Genomic DNA, 13,972 nt, shown 5'->3' with positions numbered 1-13,972 from the left:
TCGTTCTCCAGCTCGATCACGCCGTAGTTCCAGCCCTTGCGGCGGTAGACCACCTTGGGGTTTCCGCTCTTCTCGTCGATGAACAGGAAGAAGTCGTGCCCCACGAGCTCCATCTGGTAGAGCGCATCGTCCACGGTCATGGGGGTGGCGGGATGCTTCTTCTCGCGGATCACCACCGGGCTGCCGGTCTCGGCGAGATCCTGCTCGGCCGGTTCCTCGGCCGTGCTGTCGGTCTGCGGCGGTGCCGGTGGGTCCTGGCGCAGCGCTTCGGGGAGCTCCTGGTCGGCGGTCATGGTGCGCAGCGAGGCACCGGTGGCCTGGTGCGCGCGGTTCCGGCCCCGACGGTGGTCCTTGCGGCGATCGCGGGCGCGGCGCAGGCGCTCCAGCAGTTTGCCGTAGGCGACATCGAGGGCTCCGTAGAGATCATCCGCGCGGGCCTCGGAGCGGATCACCGTGCCGCGGTCGTGGACGGTGAGCTCCACGCGGTCACTGAGCTCGGCCTGCCGAGGGTTCTTCTCCTGGGAGATCTCGACGTCCACGCGCAGCGCCTCCGGGGCGAACTGGGTGACCTTGTCGAGCTTGTCCTCGAGATGGCGGCGGAATCGGTCCGGGACGTCCATGTGGCGTCCGACGACATTGATCTCCATGGGTGGATCCTCCTTGATGCTGGTGCGGCCGCTCGGAGCCCGGCCGCGGTGGCTCATGGGCTGGTTTTCGCACCTCCTCATAGAAGGGGTCTCCGACCTCTGTGGCGGATGACACCAGCATGCCATGTCCCGGTGCAGATCGTGCGACTTCCGTCCCGCGGCGGCGCCGTCTCATCCGGTAGGCGCACTGACCGCGGCCAGCGGTCCGTGCTGCCGGGTGGGCAGGCGGGAAGCGGCCACGACGACGGCCCCGATCACCTCGGCGCCGGCCTCGGTGACAGCGTCATACATGGCACGCAGCGTGGAGCCCGTGGTGACGACATCATCGAGCAGCACCACCCGCGGCTGCTCACGCTCCAGGCGTCGCCGGGCCCCCGGGGTGAGCAGGATCCGACGGGAGCGTCGGCCCCGGGAGCCCTGCCCGTGCTGGGTGCTGCTGGGGCGGGATGGCAGCAGCAGGGCGCGCCCCGCGCCGTGGCGCTGCAGCTGCCGGGCGAGCTCGCCCGTGTGGTCCTCACCGCGGCGGAGCCGGGCCGCGGGCCGCGACGGCACCGGCACCAGGGCCGGGCGCTCCTCCCCTGCGGCCGCGGCGAGCTGCGTGACGGCGGGGGCAAGACCGGCGGCGATCGGTGCAGTCAGATGCAGCAGGCCACCGTTCTTCCAGGCCAGGACGAGGGCTTGGAGATCTCCGCCGTACTCGCCGAGGGCGAGCACGGGCAGCAGCGGGGCGTGATCCACACCGGCCGGCAGCACACCCCTGGGGACGGGCTGATCGCGCACCCGAGCAGCGCTGAGCAGCTGGAGGGCATCACAGCCGGACTCCACCCGGCGCGGCGACTGGGCGAGCAGGGCACGACAGCTCGGGCACAGCCAGGTGTCCTCCGCGCCGCAGGGGCATTCGCGCACGGCGACCAGCGCGCAGGTCTGCGCGATCACCTCGCGCACCCGCGCGCCCCGTCGCACAAGGCGGGAACGGGCTCTCACGGCGCTGCCGCGGTGTGCAGGAGTGTCCGGGACCGGCGGGATCGGTGTCATGCACCCAGCTCAGCCGCTGCAGCAGCGCAGCGCCAGCCGCGAGTGAGGATTGTGGATGACACCGGGGTGTGGAGGACGTTGGAGGGCAGCTCAGCAGGGCGCCCGATGTTCAGTAGAACGCCGGATCGCGTCCGGTGATGTCGACCGCGCTCCAGTTCTCCCCATCGCTGCGTAGCAGCTGATCACCGCGAATGCCCACCCAGGCGGTCTCGGCGATGACCGATCCGGCGACGCGGCGCACCCCATCGGGCAAGGCTGGCAGCGGATCGGCACCGGTGACCAGATCGACCACCAGGGCGCGCTGGGTCCCGCTGGTCGCGTCGGTTCCCAGCACCAGCACGGCCAGCTCGTCATACCACCCGGCCCAGCTGAGGTCCGTCAGCTCGGTGTGGATCGGTGTCGGCTCTCCCAGGGAGGTGGGGACGCCGTCGGCGTTGCGCACCACGGCGCACACATCCAGCCGCGCCTGACCGTCATCGCTCGAGAGCACCAGCATGCGCGTGGCATCCGCGGCGAGCGCCAGGCACGTCACGCTGCGCCCGTGCAGCCACGTGGCATCCACCTTCGCGTCCTCCTCGGAGGCCCGACCCGACAGCGCCAGCAGCGCACCGGCGTTGGAGACCGTCGCCGTCCACACCCACCCGGCATCGTCGATGCTGGGCGGGACGAAGGCATCTCCCGTGGCGGCCTCCCGCACCTCGATGGAGTCATCCGTCGAGGCGATGAGGACCACGGCCCGCTGCGGTTCGAGGGCCGCGGCGAGCACGCCGTCCTGAGCGATGATCGGATCAGCCACCGCGGTCTCGGCCAAGGCGGGGACCAGCTGCGTCGGCGGTGCGTCCCCGCTGGGTGAGGACAGCGAGATGATCCCCCGCTCCCCCGCGGCGATCGGGCGATGCCCGGGCAGGGCACGCTCCATCCGGTGTTCTTCCTCCAGCATAAGCTCAGTCTCCTCCTGGACCAGGCGCACCCCGGACAGGGTGCGCACGGACCGCAGCGACGCCTCGATCTGGCTGAGCGCCTGGTAGCGGGAGACGGTGGACAGGCTCGTGATCGCCGGTGGCACGGCGACCTGCACGGTGCCATCGGCGCCGGTGCTGATCGCCGCAGCGCCCATCGACGTGCTCGAGGGGATCTGGTTGATGACGGCGTCGGCGAGCGTCGGCGAGGGCCCGTCGGCCAGGCCCCGCAGCACGTCAGCGGCGATCTGCCGCAGCGCGAACCAGCGCAGGTCCGGGACCAGGTGGCGGCGGCGGGCATCGAGGAAGTACAGCCGGGCGGAGGCGTAGAGCGTCTCGAACGCGGCCTCGGACAGGAAGATGCCATCGGGCACCTCGTCCAGCCGATGCTGGCCATCCTGCTCCACCACCTGCACCGCGATCTCCCGCGTGGCGGGGGCGGGCAGGAGGCTGCGCACGCCCCGCTCGTCGATCAGCGCGGTCACGCGCAGCACAAGGGAGAAGGCACCGTCACCGTCGTCCTGGACCCGCGTCTCCTCACTGCCGGAGTACACGGTGATACCGGCACCGGGGTTCCAGGCCGCCTGCGCCTGGTCGGTGAGGTAGGCGCGCGCGACCGCAAAGTCATCCTCGCTGCCCACCCCGGCTTGGACGAATCCGGCGACGACCTCGGCGGGGGTGGCATCATCCGCGGGCGGCAGGGCCCGCACATACGGGGCGCCGGGCTGCTCCTGCAGGGCCAGCGGGCGGCTCGAGGTCTGCGATTCGGTGGGGATCCGGGCGCACGCAGCAGCGGCACCGGCCACCAGGCCCACTGACGCGGTGCGCAGCAGAAGGCGGCGATCGGGGCGGGGTCCGAGGCTCATCGTGCACCTCCGGTCCGGTCGGGGACGGTGGTCTCATCGCTGAGGTCCGGCAGCACATCGGGGCCGATCTCCAGCTCACCAGTGGGGGTAGCGGACATCCGCCCACCCGCGGTGGCACGGTCGAAGGAGCGCTCCAGGCGCAGCGGCGAGCGGGTCAGCTCGCTGCCCGGACGGCGCGGCAGGGTCAGGCGGAACACCGCCCCTTCGCCCTCCCGACCCCAGGCCTGCAGCCAGCCGCCGTGCAGGTGCGTGTCCTCCACGGAGATCGACAGCCCCAGTCCGGTGCCGCCCAGGGTGCGGGCGCGGGAAGGGTCTGCGCGCCAGAAGCGGTCGAACACGCGCCGCGCGTTCTCCGGGGAGATCCCGTGCCCCCAGTCCTGCACCACGACGGCCACGGCATCCTCATCGGCAGCGGTCTGCACGAGCACGGGCTGACCGGCACCGTGCTCGATCGCATTGGTCAGCAGGTTTCGCAGCACCCGGTCCACCCGTCGTCCGTCCACCACGGCATCCATGCCCTCCCCGGCGAGGTGGACATCCAGGGTGCAGCCGCGGGCTTCGGCGAGCGGTTCAGCGTTCTCGAGCGCCCGTGTCACCAGGGCGTCGAAGTCTTCACGGTGGGCTTCGAGCGCTGCCGCACCGGCGTCGAAGCGAGAGATCTCCAACAAGTCCGCCAGCAGCACCTCGAAGCGCTGCACCTGCGCGGCCAGCAGCTCGGCGGTGCGCTGCAGATCCGTCGGCAGCTCCTCGCGGCGGGAATCCAGCACGGCGGAGGCCATGCGGATCGTCGTCAGGGGCGTGCGCAGCTCATGGGACACATCGGCGACGAAGCGCTGCTGGAGGCGGGAGAGCTCGGTGAGGTCCACGACCTTCTGCTCGAGGCTCGCGGCCATGTCGTTGAAGGACTCCCCCACGCGGGCCAGCTCATCGGCCCCGGCGACCTCCATGCGGCTGGTCAGATCACCGTCGGCCAGCTTTTCCGCTGCCAGAGCGGCGCGCTTCAACGGTGTTGTCACAAGCCGCGCGACCACCACCGCGATGCCGACGATCAGCCCCAGCAGCACCGCGCCGCCGCCCAGGATCACCCGCTGCACGAAGGCGAGCGTCTGCTGCTCCTCCTGCATCGAATACACGAGATACAGGTCGTAGGAGCCAGAGCCCGGCACGATCACGCGGGTGCCGACCAGCAGCGCCGGATCCACCCCACCGTCATTGTTCTGCCGCCCGATGGACCGCCAGGAGATCGCATCCGGATCCGTCGCGACAGTGGAGGAGAACTCGGGATCCACGGCATCGAACAGGGTGCGGTCCGAGGAGGAGACCGGGAAGACCGTGCCGGTGGTCTCCACGGGGATCAGCGCGACCTCCCGTCGATCACCGCCGGCCTGCCCCCCGGTGGCCTGCACGAAGGCGTTGACCGCATCCTGCTGCTGGGTGCTCGTGCCGGCGGATACCTGCGTGAGGGTCTCCACCAGCTCGGCGCGCACCTCCACGCTCTCCTCAAGCACCCGGTCGCGGCGCTGCTCATAGAGCCCGTCGGCGATCACGGAGGACAGATAGGCGCCGACGGTCAGCAGCGCGAGAATCGACAGCAGGATCGTGACCACCACGACCCGCACCGCCAGCGGCCAGCTGCGCGGATCCACAAGCTGGACCGCGCCGTCGCGCAGGACGTCCAGCGGCCGCTCGGGATCCGTATGCGGGGCGGTCACGGCGTCCGGGGGCGGCTCAGGACCCGCTCCCGGCCCGGTAGCCCACACCGCGGACGGTCACCACGATCGAGGGATTCTCGGGGTCGTGCTCGATCTTGGAGCGCAGACGCTGGACGTGGACGTTCACCAGACGAGTGTCCGCGCTGTGGCGGTAGCCCCACACATCGCGCAGCAACACATCGCGGGTGAAAACCTGCCAGGGCTTGCGGGCCAGCTGGGTGAGCAGGTCGAACTCCAGCGGGGTCAGGGCGATCAGCTGGTCGCCCCGCCGCACCTCATGCCCGTCCACATCGATCGTGAGGTCGCCGATGGTGAGCTTCTCCGTGGTGGGCGCCTCCGCGCGGCGCACCCGCGCCTTGATCCGGGCCACCAGCTCCTCGGGCTCGAAGGGCTTGGTGAGGTAGTCATCGGCCCCGGCCTCGAGCCCCTCGACCACATCGGCGGTGTCGGTGCGGGCGGTCAGCATGATGATCGGCACCCCGGACTCGCGGCGCAGGCGGCGGCACACCTCGATGCCGTCCATGCCGGGCAGCATCAGGTCCAGCAGCACCACATCAGGGCGCACGCGGGGAAAGGCCTCCAGAGCGGAGGCACCATCGGGCGAAGTTGCGACCTCGAAGCCCTTGCCGCGCAGGACGATCCCGACCATCTCGGCGATCGCCTGATCGTCGTCGACCACGAGGATCTGTGAAGGCGTCGTCATGAACTCATCATGCCACCGCCTCCTCCATCGGCCCTGGAAGCAGGTCCCCTCCGCCGTGCGGCGCGTCCCGGGCGCGGTGGAGGGTCCTGCGGAAGATGCACGGTCCTCGACCATCGTCGGATCGGTTGGCCATGGTCACCTGCGTAAGGTCAGCTGCACCGGCCCCACCCCGGAACCCCACCACCCCGGAACACCGCAGGAGGACGCATGAGCAGCCCGTGGACCGCCCCCGGTCAGAGCGACCCCGCCGCCGGGTCCGCGCCGGGCCCGACCGCCCCCGGTACGGAGCCTGCGGCCTGGGATGCTCCCGGTGCGGGTGGCTCCGCGGGGCCAGCACCGACCGGGACTGCTCCCGGTGCTCCCGGCCCCTCGGGCGGGCCTCGCCGCGAGCTCGTGCGAACCGACCATCTGTTTCCGCTGCGCCCCCTGAACCTCGGTGAGATCCTCGGGGCAGCGCTGCGGATCTACCGGGTGAACCCGCGGGCGGTGCTGGGGGTGGCGGCGATCGTGTACGCGATCGCGACGCTGCTGAGCACCCTGGCCTCCGGAATGAGCCTGGTGCCGATGATCGGTGAGATACAGGTGATGCTCGATGATCCCACCGGGGACTACGTGGGCGATCCCCTGATGGGCGGGGTGTCCACCATCATCAGCAGCGTCGTCAGCGGACTGCTCACCCTGGTGGCGGCGGCGCTGGTGACGGTGGCGCTGACCCGGGTGACGATGGACGCGGCGGTGGGCCGCCCCTTCGCGGCCGCACAGATGTGGCAGACGATGCGCCGCAAGGGACTGGCCGCCGTGGGGATGAGCCTGCTGATCTCCCTGGTGAGCCTGCTCGTGCTGGTCCTCGCGGTGGGGGTCGCGATGGTGCCGCTGCTGCTGGATGCCTCGTTCAGCATCTGGTGGGTGGTACTCGCACTGGGGGCGGTGGGCCTGGGTCTGCTGGGCATGCTCTACATCTGGATGCGCACCGTGCTGGCGATTCCGGCGCTCGTGATCGAGGACCTCGGGATGTTCGGCGCGCTGCGCCGCTCGCTGCAGCTGAGCGCGGGGAAGCGTCAGTGGCGGATCCTGGGCATCGCACTGCTGGTGTTCGTCCTCGCCACGATCGCCTCGCACGTGATCAGCAGCGTGTTCGGAACCATCGCCTTCGTGCTCTACATGGCCATCCTGCTGCTCAGCGGCTTCGAAGCCTTCGTCCTCGGGATCGCGGTGATGACGCTTCTGTCGATGCTGGGCGCGTACGTCGGAGGGCTCCTGGTCGCCCCGTTCATCTCGGCCGCCTACGTGGCGCTGTACGCCGATATCCGCATGCGCCATGAGGCCTGGGACGTACAGCTGCAGCGCGAGTCCCGCCAGACCTGGCACGGAACCTCCGACCCCGACGGGGTGGCCCGATGAACCGGGCCGGGGGCCCGCCGATCGATCCCGATCCGGCGCGCGAGAAGATCCTCGAGGAGCTCTCCAAGGGCGAGTACTCCTCCGGGCAGGGCTTCCTGCCGTGGTTGCTGGGGCGGCTCGAGGCCTGGCTGCACCAGCTGCTGGACACGATCGATGGCTCCTCGACCGCTCAGGGCGGCCTGGCGGTACTGATTCTGCTGCTGCTGATCGTCGCGGCGGTGCTGGTGCTGCGCCGCACCGGTCGGCTGCGCCGCACCCGCCAGCTGAGCGCTCCGGTCGAGCTGGATGCCGAACGTTCTCTCAGCGGCGATGAACTGCGCGAGCGCGCGCGCCGCGCCCTGGCCGAGGGGCGGCACGATGATGCGACCGTCATCGCACTGCGCGCCCTGGTGCGAGACCTCGAAGAGCGCACGCTGCTGGATGTCACAGCCGGCATGACGGCACATGAGGCGGCAGTGCGCGCCGCCACCGCCTTCCCGCAGCTGCGCAGTCGCCTCACGCTGGGGGCCAATGCCTTCGACACCGCCGCCTACTCCCTGCGCAGCACGAGCGCGAAGCAGGCCGAGGACCTGCTGCTGCTGGCCGAGTACATCGCCGAGACCGCCCCGGATCTGGAAGCGCTCGATGCAAGCGCCGACAGTGCCGAGCAGAGCCTGGTCGGCGCGGGAGAGCCGTCATGAGCGCGCCGACGGTGGATTCCGCGCCGACCCGCGCGACCGGGCAGGCCACTGCCCCGGCACCGTCCGACGCCAGGAGCCCGCACGGCGCCGCGCCGGGCGGGTCCGCTGAGCGGCGTCGGCCCTGGCTCGTGCCTCTTGTGGTCCTCGCGCTCGTGGCAGCCCTGGGCATCATGCTGATGCGCGGCTTCTACCAGGACGGCTTGCTCGAGCCCGGCTCTCCCACCCCCCAGGGCGGCAAGGCCGTGGCGGAGGTGCTCGACGACCTCGGCACCGATGTCGAGGTTCAGCGGCGCATGGAGGATGCCGCTGCAGCGCTCCGCGAGGGACGCACCGTGGTGATCACCAATCCCTCTGGACTCAGCCACGAGCAGCTCGAGCTGCTGGACGCGGCGCAGCAGGAGTCAGACGCCCGACTCGTGCTGATCGCACCTGATCTGGTGACCCTCAGCTATCTGACCCCCGATGTGTTCCCCTCCGGCGCCCTGCACACGAAGACCGTGGTGCCCGCCGGGGGCCAGTGCGGAAACGCGGATTTCCGGGCCCGGAGCCTGGCGGTGCATGGCACCGAGGGCCTCACCGACTCCGCGATCCTGTACCGCACCAGCGGCGATGCCTCATCCTGCTTCCACTCCGGCAATGGTGCGCTCGTGGCTGTCTCCGGCGACATCGTCGTGCTGGGCAGCGCCGATCTGCTCACCAATGAGGGGGTGCGCGATGCGGACAATGCGGCGCTGGCTCTGAATACGCTCGGCGAGAGCGGTGAGCTCACCTGGTATCTGCCCTCGGCGAGCGATCCGCTCTCCAGCACCACCCCCACTCTGCTGGACCATCTGCCGCGCTGGGCGGGCCCGGTAACGCTGTGGGGGCTGCTGGTGGCCGCCGTGGCGCTGCTGGCGCTGGGGCGGCGCTTCGGCCCCGTGGTGGTCGAACCGCTGCCGGTGACGGTTCGGCCCCAGGAACTCGTCCTGGGCCGCGCTCGTCTGCTGCACCGGGCCGATGCCCGCGATGCCGCCGCCCAAGCCCTGCGCTCCGCCTGTGCGGTGCGCCTGGCTGAGCGTCTGGGGCTGCGCCGCAGCTCGGGCCTGGACGCTCTGTTGGCGGCGCTGGCCCCGCACACCTCATCCACGCCCGAGCAGCTGCGCAGGCTGCTGGGCCCCACCCCCGTGACCAGCGACCAGGCCCTGCTGGCCCTGGCCGCCGACCTTGACCGACTGCTGGAGGAGACCGACCGATGACCGAGAACCAGGCGGGCCCCGCGCCCCAGATCCCCCCGCGCCCGGACGCCACCGCGACCGCCCCCATGGACGCCGACACCCGCACCCAGCTGCAGGGGCTCAGCACCGAGGTGCACAAGGCCGTCGTCGGCCAGGATGCCGCGGTGACCAGCCTCGTCGTCGCGCTGCTGTGCCGCGGGCACGTGCTGCTCGAGGGCGTGCCGGGGGTCGCCAAGACGCTGCTGGTGCGCTCCCTCGCCGCGGCGCTCGATGTGCGGATGCGCCGCGTCCAGTTCACCCCTGACATGATGCCCGGCGATATCACCGGCTCCCTCGTGTACGACAACACCACCAGCGACCTCGTCTTCCGCGAGGGCCCGGTGTTCACCAACCTGCTGCTGGCCGACGAGATCAACCGCACCCCGCCCAAGACGCAGTCGGCCCTGCTCGAGGCGATGGAGGAGCGCCAGGTGACGGTCGACGGGGCCAGCCGCCCGCTGCCGGATCCGTTCCTGGTGATCGCCACCCAGAACCCCATCGAGTTCGACGGAACCTACACGCTGCCGGAGGCGCAGCTGGACCGCTTCCTGCTCAAGGCCGTCATGCCGCTGCCCGAGCGGGAGGTGGAGATCGATGTACTGCGCCGTCACGCAGATGGCTTCGACACCTCCGATCTGCAGGCCACCGGATTGCGGACCGTCGTGGACGTCCCCTCCCTGCACCGCGCGCAGCAGGACGTCGCCGCCGTGGCGGCGGAGGATCCTGTCGTGCAGTACATCGTCGACATCTGCCGTGCCACCCGCCGCTCGCCCTCGCTGACCCTCGGCGTGTCCCCGCGCGGGGCGATCGCGCTGCTGCGCACGTCGCGCGCGTGGGCGTACCTCTCGGGCCGGGACTTCATCACCCCCGATGACGTCAAGGTGATGGCGCCGGCCACCCTGTCGCATCGAGTCCGCCTGACCACGGAGGCGGAGCTTGAGGGCACCCAGGTGGAGTCGGTGCTCGCCGCCACTCTCGCGTCCGTGCCCGTCCCCCGCTGATCCGCCGTGCCCCACGGACAGTCCCGGAAGGAGAGCAGAATGCGCACGCCGATCTCGCTGCGCGTGTCCCTCACGCCGCGCGCCGCGCTGGCGGGGCTGCTCGCCCTGCCGGTGGTGGTGCTGTGGCCGCGCTGGTGGGTCGTGCTGCTGCTCGCGGCGCTGTGGGCGCTGGTGCTGCTGGCCGATGCCTTCGCCGCCCCGGAGCCGCGGCGCATGCAGGTCCAGCGGCGTCTGCCGGCGCAGGTGCGTCTGGGCGGCACCGTGACCGGACGTCTGCTGGTCACCAACCCCACGGCGCGGGCGGCCCGGCTGGAGATCCGCGATGCCTGGAACCCGACCGCTGGACTCGCCGAGCAGCGCAGCACCCTCACTGTTCCCTCCCGGGAGCGGCGCGGTATCGAGCAGGTCTTCACGCCTACCCGGCGGGGCGAGCACAGCTCCCGCACCCTGCTGGTCGCCTCGGTGGGTCCGCTGGGGCTCGCCCGCCGCACCGCCGCCGTGGACACGCCCGGGCGGCTGCTGGCCCTGCACCCCTTCGGGGCGCGCAGGCACCTGCCCTCGCGGGTGCAGCGGCTGCGGGAGATCGAGGGTCTGTCCGCCATCCACCAGCGCGGGCAGGGCACCGAGTTCGACTCCCTGCGCGATTTCGTGGACGGCGATGATGTGCGTTCGATCGATTGGCGAGCCACTGCGCGGCGCCGCTCCGTGGTGGTGCGCACCTGGCGGCCCGAACGGGACCGGCATGTGCTGATCGTCGTGGACACCTCCCGTACGGCGGCGGGACGGCTGGGCGATTCCACCCGTCTGGACGCGGCGTTCGATGCCGCGCTGCTGCTCACCGCTCTCGCGGGGCAGGCCGGGGATCGGGTAGACCTGGTGTGCGTGGACCGCATCCCCCACCTGTCCGTGGTGGGGTCCAGCCGCACCACGGTGCTGCATGACATGGTCTCGGCGACCGCGGGGGTGTATCCGGCGCTGGTGGAGACCGATTGGGAGCGGGCCGCCTCGACGATCACCGACCGCACCCGACGGGGCTCGCTCGTCGTCCTCATCACGCCGGTGGATCCCGCGGTGGTGCACACCGGGCTGCTGCCGGTTGCCGCGCGGCTGGCGAAGGACCATCCGCTCGTCGTCGCCTCCGTGTCCGATCCGGCACTCGGGGAGCTGGCCGCCGGGCGCGAGGACGTCGAAGCGCTGTACATCGCTGCTGCTGCTGAGCAGGCCCGACAGGAGAGCGCCGGCGTCGCCGCTGCCCTGGAACGGGCGGGCGCGCATGTGGTGGATGCTCCGCCGGAGCGCGCCCCGCAGGCTCTCGCCGACGCCTATCTCGCGCTCAAGGCGGCCGGGCGGCTCTGAGCTGACTGCGTGCGGGCGATGATCTGGTAGGTGTGCCAGTGCTTGGGGCCGGAGAAGGCGCGGCCGTCCCGCTCCTCCTCCACCAGCTCCAGCACCTCGAGGCCGGTGACGAGCTCGTCGACCTGCGAGCGGGACAGGTACGTCCCATCCGTCCGCCCTGCCCAGTCGTCGCGGTCTCCGAACAGGTCCACGGCCAGCACTCCCCCGGGCCGCAGGCAGCCCAGCACGGTTCTCCACAGACGCTCGAAGGCACTGCGTTGCACGAACGGCAGCGCCGCGCAGGACAGCACCAGATCCGCTGCCGGGAGCTGCTCGAACTCTTCCAGGGAGGCGGTGCGGTGACGCAGCGGGAAACGTGAGGCAAGAGCGGAGCGAGGGGTCCGAGCGCGGCTCAGGCGGCGGTCGCGACGGTGGAGCCCACCTGTTCCTCGGTCAGGTCTCCGGTGATGCCCGCGCGGTGCACCTGCCGGCCGCGGCCCAGCATGAACAGCAGGAACAGCGCCCACACCAGCACTCCGATGCCGATGCGCACTGCGGGCGGAAGACCGCTCGGGGTCACGAACGCCTCGATCACGCCGGCCAGCAGCAGCACCGGCACCAGCCCGATCGCGACGGTGACCAGGGCGCGCGCCGCCTGAGACAGCGACCACAGGCGCGGCAGCGGTCCCGGCCGCACCCACGCCCAGAAGGTGCGCAGGCCGGCCCCGGCGCCGACGATCACCGCCGTCATCTCCAGCAGCCCGTGCGGGAGGATGAACACGAAGAACGTACCGAGCCCCCCGTAGGCGCCCATCACCCCGGCTGAGAGCCCGATGTTCAGGCCGTTCTGCAGCAACATCACCACCGGCCAGAATCCCGTCACTCCGAAGACGACGGCCTGCACCGCGATCCACGCGTTGTTCGTCCACACCTCCGCGGCGAACCCGGTGGCGTCATCGGCGAAGTAGTAGGCGACGAATTCGCGCTGGGCCAGATGGCGCTGTGCCTCCTCGGGCACCACGAGATCGCGCGCCGTGGAGTCCAGCCCGAAGTACAGGCCGGAGATGACGGTGCTGAGCAGAAAGATCGTCGCCGCGAGCGCGGTGGACCAGCGGGCGGTATACAGGGCCGCCGGCAGGTCCTCCCAGAAGAATCGCCGCAGGTTCCGCCACAGCGGCACCTGCGCCCCGGTGATCCGCAGCCGCGCCCGGTGCACCAGCAGCGACAGCCGTGCGATGAGCGCCGGATCCGGGTTGGTGGAGCGGACCGTGGACAGGTGCGTGGAGGTCTCCTGATAGAGGGCGATGAGCTCGTCGATTCCCGCAGCGTCCAGATAGCGGCTGCGCACGAGCTCCTGCAGCCGCTCCCACTGCGGCCGGTTCACGGCGATGAAGGCGTCGGTGTCCACGCCCCCAGACTAGGAGTCGCCCGTCCTTCCCCACGGCCGACGAAAGTCGGAGGCCAGGCCGCCTGAAGCCGACCGTCGGAAGTGCCCTGCGCGCGCTGTGCCTGACAGGATGGGGCCATGACCACGATGGGAGCCACCGACGCCGCCGCGCCGCCGCGCGAAGGGCTGATCACGGGCGATGCGGTTCTGCTGGACCTGCGCCCGGCACCGTTCCCCGTCCGGATGATCTCCGCGATCATCGATGGCGTGCTCCAGCTGCTGCTGTTCTTCGGGGCGGTGATCGGGCTGGTCTGGGTGGCGTCTCGGCTCGAGATCGACCAGGGCTATATCGCGGCCGCGCTGGTGCTGATCTCCGTCCTCGTGTTCGTCGGGTATCCGTTGCTCAGCGAGCTGCTGCTGCGCGGCCGCTCCGTGGGTCGCCTGGTGATGGGGACGCGCGTGGTGCGCGATGACGGCGGCCCGGTGCATGCGCGGCAGAGCCTGCTGCGCGCCGTGATGGCGATGTTCGAAATCTGGTCCACCAGCGGTGCGCTCGCCGTGACCTGTTCGCTGCTGGACCGCCGCTCCCGGCGGGTGGGGGACCTGCTGGCCGGGACGATGGTGATCCAGGAACGGATGCGCGACCTGGTGCCGCAGCGTCCCGAGATGCCAGAGCAGCTGCACACCTGGGCCACCGGCGCCGATGTGGGGCGCCTGCCGCTGACGCTGCTGCAGGACATCCGCGGATTCCTGCCGCGTGCGGAGCAGATGAACCCGGCGTCGCGCCATCAGCTGTCGCGGGAGCTGCTGCAGCGGACGCTGCCGCATGTGGCGCCCGCTCCCCCGCCCGGCACCGATCCCGAAACGTTCCTGCGGGCGGTGCTGTCCGAACGCTCGCGCCGCGATGAGGCTCGGCTGCAGCGGGCCCGTGCCCGCCAAGACGAGCTCAGCGCCGAAGTGCGCGCCGTGCCCTTCGCCCGCTGAGATCCTCGC

At 71.2% G+C, this 13,972-nt stretch carries 13 protein-coding genes; 6 read left to right on the top strand and 7 right to left on the bottom strand.

Features of this window, described 5'->3' with window-relative positions:
• The 5 genes from hpf to mtrA all read right to left on the bottom strand — a co-directional run.
• Nucleotides 1-647, bottom strand: a 647-nt coding sequence (gene hpf, locus CJ197_RS01955; protein ID WP_102235258.1) for a ribosome hibernation-promoting factor, HPF/YfiA family, incomplete at its 3' end; no start/stop codon positions are given.
• Between the two features lie 171 nt (nt 648-818).
• Nucleotides 819-1,682, bottom strand: a complete 864-nt coding sequence (locus tag CJ197_RS01950; RefSeq protein ID WP_102235088.1) for a ComF family protein — start codon at nt 1,680-1,682, stop codon at nt 819-821.
• 109 nt (nt 1,683-1,791) lie between these two features.
• Complete coding sequence (locus CJ197_RS01945; RefSeq protein ID WP_102235087.1) at nt 1,792-3,507, bottom strand: LpqB family beta-propeller domain-containing protein; 1,716 nt, start codon at nt 3,505-3,507, stop codon at nt 1,792-1,794.
• On the bottom strand, nt 3,504-5,219 hold the full coding sequence (mtrB, locus tag CJ197_RS01940) for an MtrAB system histidine kinase MtrB (RefSeq protein WP_233190597.1): 1,716 nt from the start codon (nt 5,217-5,219) through the stop codon (nt 3,504-3,506). Before mtrB ends, CJ197_RS01945 begins: the two co-directional genes overlap by 4 nt.
• Before the next feature lie 16 nt (nt 5,220-5,235).
• Nucleotides 5,236-5,922 carry an MtrAB system response regulator MtrA gene (gene mtrA, locus CJ197_RS01935; protein ID WP_102235086.1) on the bottom strand — a complete coding sequence of 229 codons (687 nt, stop codon included), beginning with the start codon at nt 5,920-5,922 and terminating at the stop codon, nt 5,236-5,238.
• Between the two features lie 207 nt (nt 5,923-6,129).
• Here mtrA and CJ197_RS01930 point away from each other — a divergent pair, with 207 nt between their 5' ends.
• Genes CJ197_RS01930 through CJ197_RS01910 form a run of 5 tightly spaced genes read left to right on the top strand, consistent with a single transcriptional unit; the run spans nt 6,130 to nt 11,613 of the window.
• Nucleotides 6,130-7,323, top strand: coding sequence for a glycerophosphodiester phosphodiesterase (locus CJ197_RS01930; RefSeq protein WP_102235085.1), 1,194 nt, complete (start codon nt 6,130-6,132; stop codon nt 7,321-7,323).
• A complete protein-coding gene (locus CJ197_RS01925; RefSeq protein WP_102235084.1) occupies nt 7,320-8,003 on the top strand; it encodes a DUF4129 domain-containing protein in 684 nt (227 codons plus the stop codon). The genes CJ197_RS01930 and CJ197_RS01925 overlap by 4 nt, the downstream gene beginning before the upstream one ends.
• Nucleotides 8,000-9,238, top strand: a complete 1,239-nt coding sequence (locus CJ197_RS01920; RefSeq protein ID WP_102235083.1) for a DUF4350 domain-containing protein — start codon at nt 8,000-8,002, stop codon at nt 9,236-9,238. The genes CJ197_RS01925 and CJ197_RS01920 overlap by 4 nt, the downstream gene beginning before the upstream one ends.
• On the top strand, nt 9,235-10,257 hold the full coding sequence (locus CJ197_RS01915; protein ID WP_102235082.1) for a MoxR family ATPase: 1,023 nt from the start codon (nt 9,235-9,237) through the stop codon (nt 10,255-10,257). The genes CJ197_RS01920 and CJ197_RS01915 overlap by 4 nt, the downstream gene beginning before the upstream one ends.
• A 57-nt stretch (nt 10,258-10,314) precedes the next feature.
• Nucleotides 10,315-11,613, top strand: a complete 1,299-nt coding sequence (locus tag CJ197_RS01910) for a DUF58 domain-containing protein (protein WP_102235256.1) — start codon at nt 10,315-10,317, stop codon at nt 11,611-11,613.
• Here CJ197_RS01910 and CJ197_RS01905 read toward each other — a convergent pair.
• A complete protein-coding gene (locus tag CJ197_RS01905) occupies nt 11,580-11,876 on the bottom strand; it encodes a hypothetical protein (RefSeq protein ID WP_199173851.1) in 297 nt (98 codons plus the stop codon). The two genes, CJ197_RS01910 and CJ197_RS01905, sit on opposite strands and share 34 nt — an antisense overlap.
• A gap of 128 nt (nt 11,877-12,004) precedes the next feature.
• Nucleotides 12,005-13,000 carry a stage II sporulation protein M gene (locus CJ197_RS01900; RefSeq protein WP_102235081.1) on the bottom strand — a complete coding sequence of 332 codons (996 nt, stop codon included), beginning with the start codon at nt 12,998-13,000 and terminating at the stop codon, nt 12,005-12,007.
• Between the two features lie 117 nt (nt 13,001-13,117).
• On the opposite strand from CJ197_RS01900, the gene CJ197_RS01895 reads away from it, so the two are divergent.
• Complete coding sequence (locus CJ197_RS01895) at nt 13,118-13,963, top strand: RDD family protein (RefSeq protein ID WP_102235080.1); 846 nt, start codon at nt 13,118-13,120, stop codon at nt 13,961-13,963.
• The last annotated feature ends 9 nt before the right edge of the window (nt 13,964-13,972 follow it).

Source organism: Brachybacterium sp. UMB0905 (assembly GCF_002871795.1).
Classification (GTDB): Bacteria; Actinomycetota; Actinomycetes; order Actinomycetales; family Dermabacteraceae; genus Brachybacterium.
Note: the sequence above shows the minus strand (reverse complement) of the source record. Positions and strands in the feature narration are given on the sequence as shown.